General features: G+C 66.6%; 19 protein-coding genes and 1 pseudogene. 9 read left to right on the forward strand and 11 right to left on the reverse strand.

The features are described from left to right. Positions 1-132 precede the first annotated feature (132 nt). From ACQPXH_RS05845 to purH, 5 genes are all read left to right on the forward strand, one after another. Complete coding sequence (locus ACQPXH_RS05845; protein ID WP_433601299.1) at positions 133-315, forward strand: hypothetical protein; 183 nt, start codon at positions 133-135, stop codon at positions 313-315. 321 nt (positions 316-636) lie between these two features. Continuing rightward, positions 637-1704 carry a DUF5336 domain-containing protein gene (locus tag ACQPXH_RS05850; protein WP_433601300.1) on the forward strand — a complete coding sequence of 356 codons (1068 nt, stop codon included), beginning with the start codon at positions 637-639 and terminating at the stop codon, positions 1702-1704. An 83-nt stretch (positions 1705-1787) separates the two neighbouring features. Further along, positions 1788-3341, forward strand: coding sequence for a cell division protein PerM (locus ACQPXH_RS05855; RefSeq protein WP_433601301.1), 1554 nt, complete (start codon positions 1788-1790; stop codon positions 3339-3341). Between the two features lie 116 nt (positions 3342-3457). Beyond that, entirely contained in the window at positions 3458-4090 is a 633-nt protein-coding gene (gene purN, locus ACQPXH_RS05860) for a phosphoribosylglycinamide formyltransferase (RefSeq protein ID WP_433601302.1), read from the forward strand. Continuing rightward, complete coding sequence (gene purH, locus ACQPXH_RS05865) at positions 4087-5661, forward strand: bifunctional phosphoribosylaminoimidazolecarboxamide formyltransferase/IMP cyclohydrolase (protein ID WP_433601303.1); 1575 nt, start codon at positions 4087-4089, stop codon at positions 5659-5661. The genes purN and purH overlap by 4 nt, the downstream gene beginning before the upstream one ends. Positions 5662-6222: 561 nt before the next feature. On the opposite strand, the gene ACQPXH_RS05870 is transcribed toward purH, so the two are convergent. After that, positions 6223-6681 (reverse strand): hypothetical protein, encoded by a 459-nt coding sequence (locus tag ACQPXH_RS05870; protein WP_433601304.1) that lies wholly within the window; start codon positions 6679-6681, stop codon positions 6223-6225. Between the two features lie 199 nt (positions 6682-6880). On the opposite strand from ACQPXH_RS05870, the pseudogene ACQPXH_RS05875 reads away from it, so the two are divergent. Continuing rightward, positions 6881-7042, forward strand: a pseudogene (locus ACQPXH_RS05875) (LysM peptidoglycan-binding domain-containing protein); the annotation flags it as partial. A 72-nt stretch (positions 7043-7114) separates the two neighbouring features. Here the strand turns inward: ACQPXH_RS05875 and rpsR are convergent. Genes rpsR through rpmB form a run of 4 tightly spaced genes read right to left on the reverse strand, consistent with a single transcriptional unit; the run spans position 7115 to position 8161 of the window. Further along, on the reverse strand, positions 7115-7369 hold the full coding sequence (rpsR, locus tag ACQPXH_RS05880; RefSeq protein ID WP_355176510.1) for a 30S ribosomal protein S18: 255 nt from the start codon (positions 7367-7369) through the stop codon (positions 7115-7117). 33 nt (positions 7370-7402) lie between these two features. After that, positions 7403-7708 carry a 30S ribosomal protein S14 gene (gene rpsN, locus ACQPXH_RS05885; RefSeq protein ID WP_433601305.1) on the reverse strand — a complete coding sequence of 102 codons (306 nt, stop codon included), beginning with the start codon at positions 7706-7708 and terminating at the stop codon, positions 7403-7405. Continuing rightward, positions 7708-7878 (reverse strand): 50S ribosomal protein L33, encoded by a 171-nt coding sequence (rpmG, locus tag ACQPXH_RS05890; RefSeq protein ID WP_387293449.1) that lies wholly within the window; start codon positions 7876-7878, stop codon positions 7708-7710. Before rpmG ends, rpsN begins: the two co-directional genes overlap by 1 nt. Positions 7879-7888: 10 nt before the next feature. Beyond that, entirely contained in the window at positions 7889-8161 is a 273-nt protein-coding gene (gene rpmB / locus ACQPXH_RS05895) for a 50S ribosomal protein L28 (RefSeq protein ID WP_433601306.1), read from the reverse strand. A 102-nt stretch (positions 8162-8263) separates the two neighbouring features. Between rpmB and mrf the strand changes: the two genes are divergently transcribed. Genes mrf through rpmF form a run of 3 tightly spaced genes read left to right on the forward strand, consistent with a single transcriptional unit; the run spans position 8264 to position 10030 of the window. Further along, positions 8264-9583 (forward strand): ribosome hibernation factor-recruiting GTPase MRF, encoded by a 1320-nt coding sequence (mrf, locus tag ACQPXH_RS05900; RefSeq protein ID WP_433601307.1) that lies wholly within the window; start codon positions 8264-8266, stop codon positions 9581-9583. After that, positions 9580-9855 carry a type B 50S ribosomal protein L31 gene (locus ACQPXH_RS05905; protein ID WP_063036839.1) on the forward strand — a complete coding sequence of 92 codons (276 nt, stop codon included), beginning with the start codon at positions 9580-9582 and terminating at the stop codon, positions 9853-9855. The genes mrf and ACQPXH_RS05905 overlap by 4 nt, the downstream gene beginning before the upstream one ends. Before the next feature lies 1 nt (position 9856). Then, positions 9857-10030: a 50S ribosomal protein L32 gene (gene rpmF, locus ACQPXH_RS05910; RefSeq protein WP_433601308.1), complete on the forward strand. Its 174-nt coding sequence runs from the start codon at positions 9857-9859 to the stop codon at positions 10028-10030. A 440-nt stretch (positions 10031-10470) separates the two neighbouring features. On the opposite strand, the gene ACQPXH_RS05915 is transcribed toward rpmF, so the two are convergent. The 6 genes from ACQPXH_RS05915 to ACQPXH_RS05940 all read right to left on the reverse strand — a co-directional run bounded on the left by ACQPXH_RS05915 (position 10471) and on the right by ACQPXH_RS05940 (position 16702). Continuing rightward, a complete protein-coding gene (locus tag ACQPXH_RS05915) occupies positions 10471-11496 on the reverse strand; it encodes a glycoside hydrolase domain-containing protein (RefSeq protein WP_433601309.1) in 1026 nt (341 codons plus the stop codon). Positions 11497-11648: 152 nt separating this feature from the next. Beyond that, a complete protein-coding gene (locus tag ACQPXH_RS05920) occupies positions 11649-12485 on the reverse strand; it encodes an MHYT domain-containing protein (RefSeq protein ID WP_433601310.1) in 837 nt (278 codons plus the stop codon). Further along, entirely contained in the window at positions 12478-13095 is a 618-nt protein-coding gene (locus ACQPXH_RS05925; RefSeq protein WP_433603320.1) for a GTP-binding protein, read from the reverse strand. Before ACQPXH_RS05925 ends, ACQPXH_RS05920 begins: the two co-directional genes overlap by 8 nt. A 28-nt stretch (positions 13096-13123) precedes the next feature. Then, positions 13124-13498 (reverse strand): DUF742 domain-containing protein, encoded by a 375-nt coding sequence (locus tag ACQPXH_RS05930; protein WP_040695427.1) that lies wholly within the window; start codon positions 13496-13498, stop codon positions 13124-13126. Between the two features lie 7 nt (positions 13499-13505). Then, positions 13506-13913, reverse strand: a complete 408-nt coding sequence (locus ACQPXH_RS05935) for a roadblock/LC7 domain-containing protein (protein WP_040695425.1) — start codon at positions 13911-13913, stop codon at positions 13506-13508. Beyond that, the gene (locus tag ACQPXH_RS05940; protein ID WP_433601311.1) at positions 13910-16702 is read right to left on the reverse strand and encodes an ATP-binding protein; all 2793 of its coding nucleotides are present in this window, start codon (positions 16700-16702) and stop codon (positions 13910-13912) included. Before ACQPXH_RS05940 ends, ACQPXH_RS05935 begins: the two co-directional genes overlap by 4 nt. Positions 16703-16853 lie beyond the last annotated feature (151 nt).

Genomic DNA, 16853 nt, shown 5'->3' on the forward strand with positions numbered 1-16853 from the left:
TGCAGTTGTGGGCCGGCGAGGCGAGTGTCGGCAGATGATTCCAGTGCTCGCGGGGATTCAGCCGCGCCAGGTGATGCGGCCGCACTGGACTCTGGTCATCGCCAAGGGACCAACCAGGACAAGGCACAGACAATGACCATCAATCGCATCCGCCCCAGCCGCATCGCGGCCATCGCCGCCCTCACCGTCGCCGCCCTCACCGTCGCCGCCCTCACCGTCGCCGGCTTCATCGGCGGCATCGCCCCCGCCGTCGCAGGCCCGTTCGGCACCGGATCGGCCCAGGCCCAGCCGGGCAACCTCGGCCCTTTCGAATAGGAACACCAGTGCCTCGCCCGCGGCAACGAGGGCATTCGGACCGGCGAATGGCAGGACTTCGACCGCGTCGGCAGTGACGGCGCCTGGTATGTCGTGCGCCGCTAGTCACTCGGGGCGCACTGGAGGGAAGTGCGTTCCCATCGGAGGTGGTAGCGCAGAATTGTTATCGGTCGGCGCAGATTTAGAAAGGACCAGCGTATACGCCGTTTTTCGGTCGCCCGCCCAGTTGGTCGAGGGTGACCCGGGCAAGCGAGTGCAGTAGCGTCAGGTAAAGATCCAGCCGTTCAGAGGACGTACGACTCGACCTAGGAGACGACCACCATGTCATACCCGACCGGGGGCTCCGGGTACAACGCACCCGCGACGCCGCCCGCACCTTCCAGCTCTGGCCAATCGGCTGGTACCGGCACCGAGTCCACCGCGAAGGGCCTGCCGTACTTCTTGGTGGTCGGCGTCGCCGCGCTCGGTGTGATCAACTTCCTGCTCGGCTTCCTCCCGTTCTTCGGTCAGAAGCCGCGGGAAGTGCGAGGTGTCACGGTCGAAGGTAATGACACGCTCAGTCTCTTCCAGTACTTCGGCGCGGCGGGACTGCTGGCCATCCTGCTGCTCGGCGGCCTGCTCGCCGGACTTTCGTTGCTGCCCAAGCAGAATTGGACCGGCGCCGCGGCCGCGGCATCGGCAGCCGGTTTCCTCGGCACGCTGTTCCTGTCCTTCACCACGCCCGACGATCTGAACGTCGAGCTGAAGTGGGGCGCGTATGTGCTGCTATTCCTCGCGCTCGTGCAGACGGCCGTCGCCGTCGTCGCCGTGCTCTTCGAATCCGGCATCCTGACCCCGCCCGCACCCAAGCCCGCCACCCCGCAGGCCCCGCCGAGTGGTTTCGGCTCCGGCGGTTACGGGCAACCGGGAGCGTTCGGACAGGGTCAGCCCTCGGCCTTCGGGCAGGGGCAGCCGAGCCAGTACGGTCAGGGGCAGCCGGGTCAGTTCGGCCAGAGCCAGCCGGGTCAGTTCGGCCAGGGCGCCCCGCAGTACCAGTCGCAGCAGCCCTACGGTCAGAGTCAGCCGAGCCAGCCGACCTACGGTCAGGGCCAGCAGCCGTCCTACGGCCAGCAGCCGCCCGCCTATGGTCAGCAGCCCGGATACGGTGCGGCGCAGCAGGGTTTCCCCTACGGTTCGTCGCCCGCCGCGCAGCCGCGCCCGGATGAGAGTGCCACCCAGCACTTCGGGACCCCGCAGTCCGGACAGCAGTACGGCACACCGGGTTTCGGTCAGGGCCAGCAGGGACAGCAGGGTCAGCAGGGTCAGCAGAACCAGCCGTTCGGCGGGGAATCCGGTTCGGACCCCTCCTCGGACGCCACCCACGCATTCCGTCCGGACGAGAACAAGTAGTTCGCCGGCTCTCCCGGCGCGCCACAGAACGGGTCGGCGCGCCTGACCCGCTCGCGCCGGGGGAGCTGCCACGCTGAATTTCCATGAGCTCCTCGAGATCTTCTCCTGTCCGCCGGACCGCCGAGTCCCGCGGCGCGCCGGAACGTCCGGCGCGGAGCGACCGATCGACGCCGCGCACATCCGCGGACGTATTCGACGAGGCCGGATTTCTATCGCTGACCCCCGAGCGCGCCCGCGTGCTGCTCCTGGTCGCGGCCCGGCCGACGACCTACGCGCTCGTCGCGGTCGTCGTCCTCATGCTGGCTGCCCTGCTGTCCTCGGGTAGTAACCTGGCCGGCACCTCGGGTGCGATCGCCGCGGGTTGGCTTGCGGCACACCAGGTTCCGCTGGTGATCGGCAAAACCTCACTCGAACTCCTACCGCTGCTGCCGACCGGACTGCTGGTCTGGGCGACCGGTCGCGATTGCGCCCGCGCGGTCGAGCCGGACAGTTCGCGGGCGGATCTCGGCTGGATCGTCGGTGCGGCGCTGTCCGGACCACTGCTGGTCACTGCCGTCTGTCTGGCGGTCGCCGAGGACGCCTCCGGTGTCGTGGCATTGCAGCCGCCGAATACGCTCGCCGCCTTCGGCTGGGTCGGCGCCGTGCATCTGATCGCCGCGGTCGGTGGCATCGCGAGCCGGAGTCGGCGTCGGCTGTTCACCCTGCTGCGGTTGCCGGACTGGGCGATCGCGGGCGCATTCGGCGCGGGTCGAACAGTCCTGCGCCTGCTGACCTGCGCCACGGCGGTCGTCATCGTGTCCTTCCTCGCGCACTGGTCGCGTATCGGTGACACCTTTCACACCGCGGGCAATGCGGCGGGTGTGCTCGGGCTGATCCTGCTCTCGCTGGCATATCTGCCGAATGTGGTGATCGCGACGGTCGGTGTGCTCGTCGGCTCCGGCGCGCAGTTCGGGGATGCATCGATCGGTGTGTTTTCCGTTGTCGGCGGCCCGATTCCGGCCATTCCGCTGATGGCGGCGGTGCCGACCGGCCCCGCCGAAGGCTGGTGGCCGGTGCTGCTGTTGCTTCCGGCCGCGGTGGGTGTGCTCGGCGGGCTCGATATCGGACGGACCTCCCACGACCGCGCGGCCGCGCCCTGGGCGACGCTGACCTCAGCCGGGGTGGCGACCGTGACGTTGGTACTGCTCGGCGTGGTGGCGGGCGGCGATCTCGGAACGTTCGGGCAGTTCGGGCTCGACCTGCCGATCTTCGCGCTGGTGGCCTTCGGCTGGTTGGCAGTAACCGGATATGCGGGTCTGGTGTTCGCGCGTTGGGTCGTCGTTCCCATCGGCGCGCCGGTGACCGGGTACGACGACGAGTACACGGATTACGAAGACGACTACTACGAAGACGACTACTACGAAGACCGCGATCACTACGACGATCATTACGAGGACGCGCACTACGACGAATACGACGACGAATACGAGGACTACGCCGGTCCCGACTTCGAAGTGGAACTCGACGGCGAACTGGTCGACGAGCAGCCCGCCATCGCCACGTCGCGCGCCGCGGGCAGTAATACCTTCCCCGACATCGTCGATGCCGAAGTGGTCGAGGCGGACCTGCCGGAAAGTGACCGGATGGACGGTCGTTAGGCTTACCTGGCGATGTAATACCGCCTCAGCCCTTTCGACCGACATGCAGGAGTAGACCGCTGAGTTTGCCCACCCCGCCGGCTGCCGACCCCCAGCCGTCCTCGAATGCCCCGTGGGTGCCATCCGCGACCCCGGCAACCGTCGTCGTGCTGGCCTCTGGCACCGGTTCCCTGCTGCGCGCCCTCATCGAGGCCGCCGCCGCTCCGGAGTATCCGGCGACCGTCGTCGCCGTCGGCGTGGACCGTGTCTGCCAGGCCACCGAACACGCGGCCGCCGCGGGGATTCCGGCCTTTCGGATGGCCGTGCGGGATTTCCCGGATCGCGCCGCCTGGGATGTCGCGCTGACCGATGCGGTCGCCGCCTTTGAACCCGATCTGGTGGTCTCGGCCGGATTCATGAAGATCCTCGGCCCGGTCTTCCTGGCTCGCTACGGCGGCCGGATCATCAATACCCACCCCGCGTTGCTGCCCGCATTCCCTGGCGCGCACGGGGTCCGCGACGCGCTCGCCTACGGGGTGAAGGTCACCGGTTCGACCGTGCACCTGGTCGATTCCGGCATCGATACCGGACCGATCCTGGCCCAGGAGGCGGTGCCGGTGCTCGACGATGACGACGAGGTCACGCTGCACGAGCGCATCAAGGTTGTCGAGCGACGGTTGCTGGCGGAGGTTGTCGCCGCCGTCGCCACCAGAGGCATTGTCTCCGACGGACGAAAGGCAGTAATTCCAGATGAGCGGGTACTTCGGTGAGTGAGCGTAAGGGGATTCACAGGGCGCTGATCAGCGTCTACGACAAGACGGGACTGATCGAGCTCGCGACCGGACTGAACGCCGCCGGTATCGAACTGGTTTCGACCGGTTCGACGGCTGGCAAGATCGCCGACGCGGGCATCCCGGTGACCAAGGTCGAGGATCTGACCGGATTCCCGGAGACCCTGGACGGGCGGGTCAAGACCCTGCACCCGCGGGTGCACGCGGGCATCCTCGCCGATACCCGCAAGGCCGAACACGTCGACCAGTTGGTCGAGCTCGGCGTCGAGGCCTTCCAGCTCGTGGTGGTGAATCTGTACCCGTTCACGCAGACCGTGGCCAGCGGTGCGAGCAATGACGAATGCGTCGAGCAGATCGATATCGGCGGTCCGTCCATGGTGCGCGCGGCCGCCAAGAACCATCCGTCGGTCGCCGTGGTCGTCGACAGCGGCGACTACGACGACGTACTCGCCGCGGTGCGGGCGGGCGGTTTCACACTGCCCGAGCGGACCGCGTTGGCGGCCAAGGCTTTCCAGCACACCGCAAGCTATGACATCGCGGTCGCGAGCTGGATGACCAGCGTGCTCGCCCCGGTCGGCGAGTCGAATGAGGCTGCCGCACAGCAGTTCCCGAGCTGGATCGGCGGATCATGGGAGCGCGCCTCGGTGCTGCGCTACGGCGAGAACCCGCATCAGGCCGCCGCGCTGTACACCCAGAACGACGGCAGCCGGGGCCTCGCGCAGGCAAAGCAGTTGCACGGCAAGGAAATGTCGTATAACAACTACACCGATGCCGACGCCGCTTGGCGCGCCGCCTACGACCATTCGGCGCCGGCGGTCGCGATTATCAAGCACGCCAACCCCTGTGGCATCGCGATCGGCGCGGATCTCGCCGAGGCGCACCGCAAGGCGCACGCGTGCGATCCGGTGAGCGCCTATGGCGGTGTGATCGCGGCCAACGGTGAGATCACCGTGGAGATGGCCGAACAGGTCGCCGATATCTTCACCGAGGTGATCGTCGCGCCGTCGTATGCCGACGGCGCCGTGGAGGTGTTGCAGCGCAAGAAGAATGTGCGCATCCTGGTCGCCGAGCCGCCACGGCGCGCCGGTGCGGAACTGCGCCCGATCAGCGGCGGCGCACTGCTGCAGAGCCGAGACATCCTCGACGCCCCGGGCGACAACCCACAGAACTGGACCCTGGTGGCGGGTGAATCGGCCGATGCGGAAACCCTCGCCGATCTCGAATTCGCCTGGCGCGCCTGCCGTGCCGTGAAGTCCAATGCGATCCTGCTCGCCCACGACGGCGCCTCGGTCGGCGTCGGCATGGGCCAGGTGAACCGGGTCGATGCGGTCGGTCTCGCGGTGCAGCGCGCCGGTGACCGCGCCAAGGGTTCGGTCGCCGCGTCGGATGCGTTCTTCCCGTTCTCCGACGGCCCGCAGCAGCTCATCCAGGCCGGTATCCGGGCCATCGTGCAGCCCGGCGGCTCGGTTCGCGACCAGGACACCATCGACCTGGCCCGGGAAGCGGGAGTCACCCTCTACCTGACGGGATCTCGCCACTTCGCGCACTGAGTTATCCCTGAAGAGGGCGGGAGCCACCGGCTCCCGCCCTCTTTGCGTGTCATAGGTCAACTGCCGGGCAGAGCCGGACGCCCTGCTGCACCTGCACTTCTCGGACACCTTCGGATTTCGACTCGAGAGCTTACGTCATCCGGAAACCACTGCGCCGGAACGCTATTCGAAGCAAGGCATCAGCGTCTGATCGAATACGCGGCGCGCTATCAGGTCGAGATCGCCGCCGGACATCAGGTGAAGAATGCGGCCTTCACGCTCACCTATTACGTGACCGGCGGGCCGGCCGCCATCGGCAATGTTTCCGCACCACTGGCCTACGAGCTCTGGGACCCAACACTTTTCGTGGACGGCACCCGGCTGACTCCGGACCAGAATGCGAGCAATTTCGGCTCCGGTCTACACGTATGGTGCGACGACCCGACCGCACAAACTCCGGCCCGGATAGTCGCATCGATCACGAATGCCATTGCGCGTCATGGCGCAAAAGACTTGGGGTCCAGCCAAATCCGCAACCTACCTGGAATTCGCGGCCCTCGCGGACGCGGTCGCCGAACGCGTCTAGGCCGCGCTGAGGACCTGCCGGCTGCCGAGTGGAGCCTGCAACGGCACCTCGAGGGTACCGAAAACCGCGATCATGGTGCACATTCGGCCGACGGCATCGGCGCGCGTACCGGAGCGCAGTTCCACGGTGACCGTCGAATCGGTCTCGGTCACCCCGGCATCCACGCCGTAGCACTCCGGCGATCCGGTCTCGAAGTTGACCGCGATCCGATCATCAGCCACCCGTGACCAGGATGTGAACGGAATCGGATGCGCGCCGACGATCGTCGGATCGGCGACGAACATCCGGCCCGCGTCGGCGGGTGTACCTTCGGTCGGCGTACTCTTCGCCGCACTAGTTGTCGTTGTCTTCCCTTGTGCCCCAACGTTATCGGAGCCACCGCATGCGGTGACGGCGAGGCCGACGAACAATGCGACGGCGACTGCGGCGGGCCGAACTCTCGACATCCGATACATACCGACCACCCTAATCCACGCGCCGAAGCATCGAGACGAACCGGGCCAGCAAACCAGGGGGACGATTGTGTCAGTTTGTGCGACAAGATGATAGAGCGATGAAGCCCACACAGTGAACATTCGGCTAAGCCTGCGCGCAATACCTCCGCGCCGCTCGCCCGCACAGTACATTCGGGGGCCGATGCGCGCCCATCGGCACGCACCGAGTCGGAATGCTTACACGGTCGAGCCGGGCGACACCCTGTGGGCGATCGCCGAGCGCTTCTACGGCGACGGCAATCGCTACCAAGAGATCGCCGACGCCAGCGGCATCGACAACCCGGATGCCATCAATCCCGGCCAGGTGCTCACCATCCCGTGACGATCACCGTGACGTGCTGACGACGAAGGGCCCCGATGCTGATTCAGCTTCGGGGCCCTTCCGCGTCGGTGTCTACCGGCTGGTGAACGGCAGAAGTGCCATCTCGCGGGCGTTCTTCACCGCGACGGCGACTTGGCGTTGCTGCTGCGGTGTGAGTCCGGTGACCCGGCGGCTGCGGATCTTGCCGCGGTCGGAGATGAAGGTGCGCAGCAGGTTGATGTCCTTGTAATCGACCGTCTCGACGCCCGCCGCGATCAGCGGGTTCTTCTTCGGGCGACGGGCCTGCTCGGCGCGAACCTTCTTCGAGGGTGCTCGCTTGACTGCCATGTGACGGGTTTCCTTCTCGAGATCAGTGGTTGTCTACCAGCTCGATTTGTGCAGACCGGGGAGTTCACCCCGATGGGCCATCTCGCGTACACGTACGCGGGAGAGTCCGAACTTCCGGAGATGACCGCGCGGTCGTCCGTCCGCGGCGTCCCGATTGCGCAATCGTACCGGACTGGCATCGCGGGGCAGTCGCTGTAGCGCCGACTGTGCCGCTGCGCGGGCATCCTCGGAGGTGGTCGGCTTGCGGATCAGTTCCTTGAGCTCAGCGCGCCGCGCCGCATGGCGGGCGACGATCTCCTTACGCTGTTCGTTGCGGGCGATCTTCGACTTCTTGGCCATCAGCGCTCCTCGCGGAACTCGACGTGGCTGCGCACTACCGGATCGTATTTGCGCAACACCATGCGGTCCGGATCGTTGCGCCGGTTCTTTCGTGTGACGTACGTATATCCCGTTCCCGCAGTGGATTTCAACTTGATGATCGGCCGGATCTCGGTCGATTTCGATGCCATGGTGCTCCCGTCAGATCTTGTCGCCCCGGGCTCGGCTGTATCTTTTCGACCGCTTCGCTTCGCTCCCGCGGATGCGGGCGACGACCGCCTCGATCCCGTCCCGGTCGATGGTCTTGATGCCCTTGGTGGAGACGTTCAGCGTGATGCGCCGGTCCTCGCTGGGCAGGTAATAGGTCTTGCGCTGGATATTGGGATTCCAGCGCCGGCTCGTCCGCTTGTGTGAGTGCGATACGGACTTGCCGAATCCCGGCTTGCGCCCGGTGACCTGGCAGTGGGCCGACATACGGACTCCTTCCAGTATTTGACAATCATTTTCGACAACGACTGCTCGACAATGTACCGTTGCCGGACAGTAAATGAAAATCGTTATCGAAAGGGGTGTTGCGTGGAACCCGCCCTACTCCCACCCGGGAGGCAGTCCGACCGGAGAACGCCCGTCGTTGTGCTCGCCGGATGCTCCGGCGCGGCCGCGGCGGGTGTGGCACGACTGGCCACCGCACTGCGCGAGACACCGGGCACCGTCACCATCCGCCACGACCTGAGCGGACTCGGCGAAGGCATCGTGCATCGCACGGTGCGCGTCGGCGAGCAGGAGACCTCGACCGTGCTCGAATTGGCGCACGGCTGCGTCTCCTGCACCCTGCGCATCGATCTGCTACCGCTGCTGTGCGCGCTCGCCGCCCGCGAATCGGTGGATCGTATTGTGCTGGAACTGGATCCGGCCTTCGAGGCGGAAGCGGTATGTCAGGCGATCGAGAATATCGTCGTCACCGGTGTGGTCGGACGTGTCGACGGCCCGGCCGGCCGCGACGTGCGAGTCGAAGCCGTGCTCACCTGTGTGGACGCGCGAACCTGGTTGGCCGATGCCACCGGCGAGGACACCCTCGCCGAGCGCGGAACGGCAACCGCCGACGATGGCCGGACCGTGGCCCAGGTGGCGGTCGGTCAGGTCGATTTCGCGGATGCCGTTGTGGCACACGGCAGTACCGGCGATCCCGTCGATCGGGCCCGACTCGCCGCGGTGCTGTCCCGGCTCGTGCCCGATGCGCCGGTGGCCTGGATCAACGATATCGATCTGCTCGACTCCGCCGATGTCGAGGCATTGCTCGCACGTATTCCGGCCCATTCGCGGCGTGGCCGCGTCTTCGATGCCCATGCGCCGCTGTTGCGCGGCCAGCCGCCGCTCGGCGCCGAATACGGTGTCGCCCTTGTCGAATTCGCCGCGAGCCGCCCGTTCCATCCGGCCCGCCTGCACGAAGCCCTCGACGTACTCTTCGACGGCGTCGTGACCGCACGTGGACGGATGTGGCTGGCCACTCAGCCCAACGAGGTGGTGTGGCTGGAATCGGCCGGCGGCGGATTGCGCGTCGGCGGCGCGGGACCGTGGCTGGCCGCCATGAGTCCGAGCGAGCTGGATCAGGCCGATCCCATGCGCCGGGCCATGGCCGCGCTGCGCTGGGACGAGCAGTTCGGCGACCGCGATATTTCGCTGGTCATCCTGGCCCATGACGCGGACCCGGCCGAGATCCGGCAGGCCCTGCACTGGGCACTGGTCGAGGACGACGAACTGCGCCTGGTCGAACGTGCACCCGAGCGGGTCGCGCAGTGGGAGGACCCCTTCGGCGAATGGCATGCCGACCCCTGCGAACCCACCGGCCTGCCGATCGACGGCCAGGCGAAAAGCCCGAGAGGAGAGGCGAAATGAAGACCGGCATACATCCGGACTACCACCCTGTGGTGTTCGAGGATTCGAGTACCGGAAAGCGGTTCCTGACCAGGTCCACCGCCACCAGCGCGCGCACCGTCGAGTGGGAAGACGGCAACACCTACCCGCTGCTGGTCGTGGACGTCACCTCCGACTCGCACCCGTTCTGGACCGGCGCGCACCGTGTGCTGGATACCCAGGGTCGGGTGGAGAAGTTCGAGCGCAAATACGGCAGGCGTGCCTCGTCCCGGCCCTCACGAGGGGAGGGCTGATATGGCGGTGCCCAAGCGCAGGATGTCGCGGTCGAATACCCGCAGCCGTCGCTCGCAGTGGAAGGCGACCCCGCCGGACCTGGTGCCGCTCAGTGTCGGTGGGGTCGTACATCAGGTGCCGCGCCGTTTGGTGCAGGCGGTGCGGCGTGGGCTCATCGATCCGGAACGGATCTGATCCACGCTCGAACGACGGCCTCTCGGCAGATGATTCTGCCGAGACTGATTCTGCCGAGACGCGGCTTGTCGAGCACCGCGTTTACGGTCATGCGAACTCCTTCGCACGAACCCGGTATGTGCAAGCTGACGATAACTCGCACGCTGCTGGCACGGCACGGGTCGATGGTCGATCGACCGGAATGGCCGATGCCGGTCTCGGATCGGGACCATTCGAGAATCTGGCAATCTAATAGCTACTCGAGTCGAGCATGTCACATGGAAGTTTTCCGAATCTGTGATTGCAGCACGATAGCTCATTGATCAATTACGTACTGTGAGTTGGTTTTTCGTGTCCGTAAAAGTCCTGGCGCAGTGATGATTTCGTGCTCTCGCGCCGGTACCCTCATCCGAGAGGGCGGGTTCTCGGAACCCCGGTTCACCGGATCTCCGGGAACCCGCTCATCGCCAAACTTTCGGCCTCTCTGCCGATTTCCCCACTTCCCGGCCACCGGACAGACCTGGTAAGTCCGGCAATAGGGACTCCAGCCGGGCCAGTTGCTCACCTACGAAGTCGGCCGGACCCTCGATCAGCGAGAGCGGCCACGGCCAATGCGGACCGTCCGACCGCTTCACCTCTTCCACCAGATCAGCTGTGGTGGCTTCGAGTTCGCTGATCTCCGTGCGCAATTCGCCGACTTGCGTTCGCAAATCGGCAGATTCGTCCTCCAGCTCCTTGATCCGCTGTAAGGCGGCCGCCACACCGTCCACCAGCGTGCGATAACGGCCCTCCGCATCGGTACCGAGTTGCGGCCAACCGGACAGCTCCGGACCACGCAGCTGGATCTGGATATCGCGCAGCACTGCCTCTTGTTCCGGCGTCACGTCCGGTTCCTCCTGTACGAAGTCCCACTGACCGAAATCGATTGTCTCGGCTTCGTTTACATCGCAGAGCACGCCCCCGACGACCACCTGCCGCAATGTCTGATGGATATTGCGCCTGGTCTCCACATGGGTGCCCGACCAGGCATCGGTCTGCCACGACCAAGCCGCGACGCCCGCGTCCAATGCCCGGCTGATCGACCAGAACCCGCCGTAGATACCCACATTCGCGGCGCCGAGCACGGTGGCCGCGCCTTCGAGATAGGCGTTGATCGCCACCTGATCCTGCGGTGTCGAATCGAAATCCGCGGAGAAGTAGATCGGCCGATCCGACCGCCCGCCACAGCGCAGCACCTGCGCCGAACCCGAACGGGCATCGACGATTCCGGCGCCGTAGCCGTCCAGCATCCTGGCCGCCGTGGTCTCCCAGTTCGACACGATGGAGATACCGTTCGCCCGCAGGTCGTCGGCCTCGGCCGGGGTCAACTGCTTGCCGGGCAGGGTCGGACCGCCCTCGGAGAGGTAGCGCACGACGAAATCGAAACCGGCCGCTCGTATGGCCGCGCCGCCGGGACGACCCGCCGCGTAGTCCAGCCCCAAACGCATATCTCTCACTGTAGGGGGTGTCGTGGGCCGAAATCGGCGGCATTGCCGAACCCGCCGTCGATGCCGGGCATGCCATCGGTCTGGACCACCTACTTGCGGTCACCGACGCCGATGCCGCCACCCCAAGGCCCGACCAGCGAGCTGGGGTCGCCTCAGCGCACCGACTGGAGGTCGGACCGGAGCCGGTCCGACCGCAGCTCGGACCGGCGCTTGGCCTCGAGCGCCGCGGCCGTCTCGCGCCGGTCCGGTGCGATGAGCACCGCGCTGATCGGGACCGTCAGCGCGAGCGATCCGACGACGAACATCGGAAAGACGAATTCGAACAGCGTGAGTCCGTCCGGAGCCTTCGCGGTGGTATCGATGCTCGCGTCGATGGCCGCGGCCCCGGCGTAATACATGCCGGCCACACCGACGGCGAACAGCAGCACCGTGGCCGCCCGCGCGAGCAGACCGTGCAGCGCCTGGAACGACCACAGCGTGCCTACACCGGTGAGCACCGCGACCGCCATCGCGACCGCCGCGAGCCACGGGGAGATATCGATCGAACCCTGGATGCGAATGGACCCGAGCCCCAGATACAGGGTGAGACCGATGCCGAATCCCATGACCAGCCCGCCCGGGATGAGCCGGGCCAGTTGCAGCCGACGGCCGATGATGATCAGCGCGACGAATACCGCGACGAACGAGGTCACCATCGCCGCGATCATCTTGCCGACGTCGAAGCGCGCCGCGGTACCCGAAAAGTCCAGGCCGAGCAGCGCGACCGAGGTCGACAACCAGACCCCGACGCCGCCGAGCGCCACCGCGGCCGAGGTCACCCACACCAACCGGAACCGCGACGATCGCGCCGCGTGTAGTACGCAGGCCAGCCCGACCACGGCGCCGAGCACCGAAACACCGAAGGAGAGTGCGGCGACCCAGTACCCCATGGCGAACTGGTCCACCACTGCGCCGTTGTCCGCCGCGGCGAACAACCGGACGTCATGCATGTCGAGCGGATCCTTCCAATTCGAGCGCCTTCAGTTGGGCGATCGCGTATTCGGTGACGGCCGCCAGCGCCTGGCGGACCTCCATGGCATTGCGCGCGTCGATATCCACGATCGGCACTCCCTCACGCACCGAAAGCGCCTCGCGCAGTTCGGCGATCGGGAAGCGGGGGGCGTCCGGGAAGCGGTTGACCGCGATCAGGAACGGCAGCTTGCGCGCCTCGAAGAAGTCGACGGCGGCGAAGCTGTCCTCCAGCCGTCGGGTGTCGATGAGCACCACCGCGCCGATGGCGCCGCGGATCAGGTCGTCCCACATGAACCAGAAGCGGCGCTGACCCGGCGTGCCGAACAGGTAGAGCACCAGGTTGCCCGGCAGGATGATGCGGCCGAAATCCATTGCGACCGTGGTGGTTTCCTTGTCCGGGGTATCGGCGAGATCGTCGATGCCGTCGGAAAAACGGGTCACCATGGCCTCGGTGCGTAGGGGAACGATCTCCGATACCGCGCCGACGAAGGTCGTCTTACCCGCCCCGAAGCCGCCCGCGACCACGATCTTGGTCGAGGCGACGCGGGTGTCGGCATCGGCGGATCCGGTGTTGCCGGATCCGCCGATGCCGGGCTGCCCGTAATTTCCGCCTTGCCTATAGGGCACGGAGTCCACGCAAAGTCCTCTCCATAAGGGAACGGCGCTCGTCGAAGCTCGCTTCGTCGGTCAGTGTCGAATGCACGCGCAGCGCGCCGTCGACGACGAGGTCACCGACCATGACCCGGACCATGCCGAGCGGTCGATCCAGATGGGCGGCGATCTCGGCGACCGACAGCCGATGTGTGCCCAGCCGCAGGATCTCGGTGCGCAGATCGCCCGCCGGCCAATCGAGATGCGCAGTGTACGACAGGGTTTCGATAACCGCTTCGAGCGGTAGGTCGACCGCGGGTTCGGTACGCCCGGAGGTCAGGGCATACGGTCTGACGCGGGTGGTCGGCCGGTTCGGTCCGTGGCCGAATGGACTCGACATCGTTGGATCAGACGGCTGTCCGGGCGGTGGCCGTGACCACCGTGCCCACACGGTCGACGAGCAGGGCCATTTCGTAGCCGATCCGACCGATATCGTGCGACTTGTTGGCGAGCACGGCCAGGTGCGACCCGTTGCCGACGCTCATCACCAACAGGTAGCCGCGCTGCATCTCCACGATCGACTGCATCACCTTGCCGCCGTCGAACAACGATGCCGCTCCGGTGGCGAGGCTGGCCAGCCCCGCGGTGACCGCGGAGAGTTGTTCGGCGCGGTCCGCGGGCAGATTCGGGCTGGTCGCCTGCAGCAGGCCGTCCGCCGTCACCAGCACCGCGTGCGACACTCCGGGCACATCCTTGGTGAAGCGGGCAACCAGCCAGTTGAGGTTCTCGTCCGTGGTGCTGTTCGGGTTGGTCATACAAGCCCTCCGTCGTTGTACTGCGCTTCGGCCCGCCCGCTGCGGACCCCACTGAGATGCCTGGTCAAGTTGTTCCGGATCTCCTCCGGATCGCGAACGCCGGGTTCCTCGACCGGCGCGAGGCCGCCGGGCACCAGTTGCGCTCCGGGCCTGCGGATCGGCAGCCCACCGACGGTGCGTGCCTCGGCGGTCGGATGGCTGGCCTGCTCGGCGGCCGTCCAGCCCGCGTCGGCAGGGGAGGTCCATGCCGAAGGCGATGGTTGTGCGGTGGCAGGCTCGACCAACCACTCCGAGACCATCCGCTGATAGATCGGGGTGGGCGATTCGCCCTGCACCGGCTGTAGTCGGGTCGAGGTGTTGGTCGCGGCGTCGGCCGAGACCGGCTGTAGTCGGGTCGAGGTCGACTCGGGTTCCGTTGCGGCGGTGGGCGTTCTGGTCGGCAGCGGCGGCAGCAGGACGGCGGTCTGATGTGGCTCGACGGGCTCGCGGGAGACGATCGGGTTCGATCCGGTGTCGACCGGCTCGTCCGGATGTTCGGCCCACAGATCGGTGACCGCGCCGAGGGGCACCTGCGGTTCCACGTCGATGACCGAATTCGGCCCGGTGGCAGGCTCATCCGTCGGGGTCCGCGGCCCGAACGGCGCGATGCGGGACCGGTCGTCCTCGCCGCGGCGGCTGCTCGGACTCTCCGCGAATACGTCGACCGAGGTTTCGGTGTGATCATCGCCGGGTATCGGTACATCAGGCGCGTCGGCGACGCGCATGGTCGGACGACGTTGTGGCAGACCGGAACTGGTGACCGCGAACCGCGACGGTTCACGCTGTGGCAGGCTCGGCACCGGTACCAAAGTGCGCGGCGGCTGTTGTTGCGAGGGCGCGGGCAACGCGGCCATGACCTGCGCTTCGATGGCCCGCTGGTTTGGATCGGTCGCATCGAGCGGGGGTGCGACCAGTGCACCGGGCAGGTGCACGCTCGCGGTGATGCCTGGCTGCTGCGCCATGGTCGAGGTGCGGCGCAGGTTCACCGTGATCGTGTGCCGCTTGGCGAGGCGGCCGACGACGAAAAGGCCCATGCGGCGGGCGGTTTCGACGGTGACCTCACCACCGGAGGCCAGCCGGTCGTTGGTGAGCTGCAGATCCTCGAGTGACATGCCGAGGCCGCGGTCGGTGATCTCGATCAGGTAGCCGCCGTCGACCGCGCGCGCCACCATCACCGCGACCGGTGTGGTCGGCGGGGAGTACCGTAGCGCGTTATCGATCAGCTCGGCCAGCAGATGTTCGATATCGACAGCGGGTTCACCGGCGACGATGCCGTCGGGCACCGCGCCGATCTCGACCCGCTGGTAGTCCTCCACCTGGGAGACCGCACTCCAGAGCATGTCCGATAGCGGCACCGGATGTAGTTGACCGCGGCGCAGCGCGGTACCGGCGAGCACCAGCAGGTTGTCGCCGTTGCGGCGCATGCGGGTGGCGAGGTGGTCGAGGCGGAACAGGCTCTGTAGCCGCTCGGCATTGTCCTCGTCGTGTTCGAGATCCTCGATCAGCGACAACTGCTGTTCGACGAGGGATTGACTACGGCGGGAAAGGGTTTCGAACATATTCCCGATCTGCAGTCGCAGTCGGGCCTGATCGCCGGCGAGATTGAGCGCCTGCTCGTGGATTTCGTCGACGGCGCGGGCCAGCTGGCCGACCTCGTCGGTGGTGTGCACGCCGACCGGGGTGATCTCCGGGGTAGCGCCACCGCTGCGCACCACCGCGAGTTCGTCGGGCAGCTTGACGTGCGCGACCTCGAGCGCGTCCCGGCGCAGCCTGCGCACCGGGACGACCAGGGTGCGCGCGACGGCGAGGGCCAGCGCAAGACCGGCCAGCAGCATGCCGATGACTATCGTGGTCTCGCGCAGCGCACCGGTCTGCGCCTCGGTGGTCCGATGCGCCAGCGCCTTATCGATGGTGTCGGCGAGGGAATTGGTGGTCTTCTCGTAGGTGTCCGAGCTGACCTGTAGTGAATCCAGTACGGCCGGATTCGTTGTCGGATCCCCGCCGTTCTGACTGAATGCGCCGAGGCGGACGCCGACCGCGTCCAGCAGTGGCCGCATATTCGGCGCATTGTCCAGCAGGATGATGCCGTAGGTATTGACCATGGTCATCTCGGCGCCGGCCGAGATGAGCACCTTCGCGCGCACGCTCGGATTGCGGCCGGCATCGGGGGAGCCGATCAACATACGCTGCTGGGTGAGTACCCGCCGGGCGTTCTGGATCGCGCCGATCTGCAGGAAGTAGCGCTGGATGACGAGGTCCTCGACCGAGGGCGACAGCGCAAACGCATTGCCGATGCGAACCGCGATCTCGTCGGCCTGCTCGCCGACCATCATCGGCGATCCGTTGCGAAGGCCATTGCGCATGGTGGTGCCGGTGGCGACGGCCGAGGCCAATTCGGAGGTGACCCGGGTACTCACCTTGGTGGTGCGCATTCCGGCCTCGAGATCGGCGAGCGCCTGATCGAATTTCGTCAATGCCGCGTCGGTCGCCGGATCCGCGGTGTTACCCCAGGAGGCGGTCGCCGCGACCGCGAGTTGTTCGGTGGCCGTGCCGAACTTGACGATCGGGCGAATGATGATGACCTGTTCGGTTGCCGCGTCCAACTGGGCCATGGTGCGCAGTTCGTTGTTGATGCGGAGCACGGCGAAGACGGTGGCCAGCAGCACGGGCAGCACCAGCACGATGCCAACCTTGCGAGTGACCGACCAGTTGGACAGACTGAATTGCCAGGACCGCGGTGCAGCTTCCATCCGCTTCCGTTGCCTCCGCTTCACGAGCTTGCACGTGTGCCCCCGGATGGCGCGTGGCTGTTCGGTTTTGATTCAACCCGCTGAGAACCAACTGGAGGTCTTCTTTTTACCGCAGGGAACATACCGCGCAGAGTGACTAACGGCAATCTGG

The organism is Nocardia sp. CA-135953 (assembly GCF_050955735.1).
Classification (GTDB): Bacteria; Actinomycetota; Actinomycetes; order Mycobacteriales; family Mycobacteriaceae; genus Nocardia.

Bases quoted from the DNA above. Each gene is read 5' to 3' on its own strand.
- ACQPXH_RS05845 (WP_433601299.1), top strand. From the start codon at position 133: ATGACCATCAATCGCATCCGCCCCAGCCGCATCGCGGCCATCGCCGCC.
- ACQPXH_RS05850 (WP_433601300.1), top strand. From the start codon at position 637: ATGTCATACCCGACCGGGGGCTCCGGGTACAACGCACCCGCGACGCCG.
- ACQPXH_RS05855 (WP_433601301.1), top strand. From the start codon at position 1,788: ATGAGCTCCTCGAGATCTTCTCCTGTCCGCCGGACCGCCGAGTCCCGC.
- ACQPXH_RS05870 (WP_433601304.1), bottom strand. From the start codon at position 6,681: ATGTATCGGATGTCGAGAGTTCGGCCCGCCGCAGTCGCCGTCGCATTG.
- rpsR (WP_355176510.1), bottom strand. From the start codon at position 7,369: ATGGCAGTCAAGCGAGCACCCTCGAAGAAGGTTCGCGCCGAGCAGGCC.
- rpsN (WP_433601305.1), bottom strand. From the start codon at position 7,708: ATGGCCAAGAAGTCGAAGATCGCCCGCAACGAACAGCGTAAGGAGATC.
- rpmG (WP_387293449.1), bottom strand. From the start codon at position 7,878: ATGGCATCGAAATCGACCGAGATCCGGCCGATCATCAAGTTGAAATCC.
- rpmB (WP_433601306.1), bottom strand. From the start codon at position 8,161: ATGTCGGCCCACTGCCAGGTCACCGGGCGCAAGCCGGGATTCGGCAAG.
- ACQPXH_RS05905 (WP_063036839.1), top strand. From the start codon at position 9,580: ATGAAGACCGGCATACATCCGGACTACCACCCTGTGGTGTTCGAGGAT.
- rpmF (WP_433601308.1), top strand. From the start codon at position 9,857: ATGGCGGTGCCCAAGCGCAGGATGTCGCGGTCGAATACCCGCAGCCGT.
- ACQPXH_RS05915 (WP_433601309.1), bottom strand. From the start codon at position 11,496: ATGCGTTTGGGGCTGGACTACGCGGCGGGTCGTCCCGGCGGCGCGGCC.
- ACQPXH_RS05920 (WP_433601310.1), bottom strand. From the start codon at position 12,485: ATGCATGACGTCCGGTTGTTCGCCGCGGCGGACAACGGCGCAGTGGTG.
- ACQPXH_RS05930 (WP_040695427.1), bottom strand. From the start codon at position 13,498: ATGTCGAGTCCATTCGGCCACGGACCGAACCGGCCGACCACCCGCGTC.
- ACQPXH_RS05935 (WP_040695425.1), bottom strand. From the start codon at position 13,913: ATGACCAACCCGAACAGCACCACGGACGAGAACCTCAACTGGCTGGTT.
- ACQPXH_RS05940 (WP_433601311.1), bottom strand. From the start codon at position 16,702: ATGGAAGCTGCACCGCGGTCCTGGCAATTCAGTCTGTCCAACTGGTCG.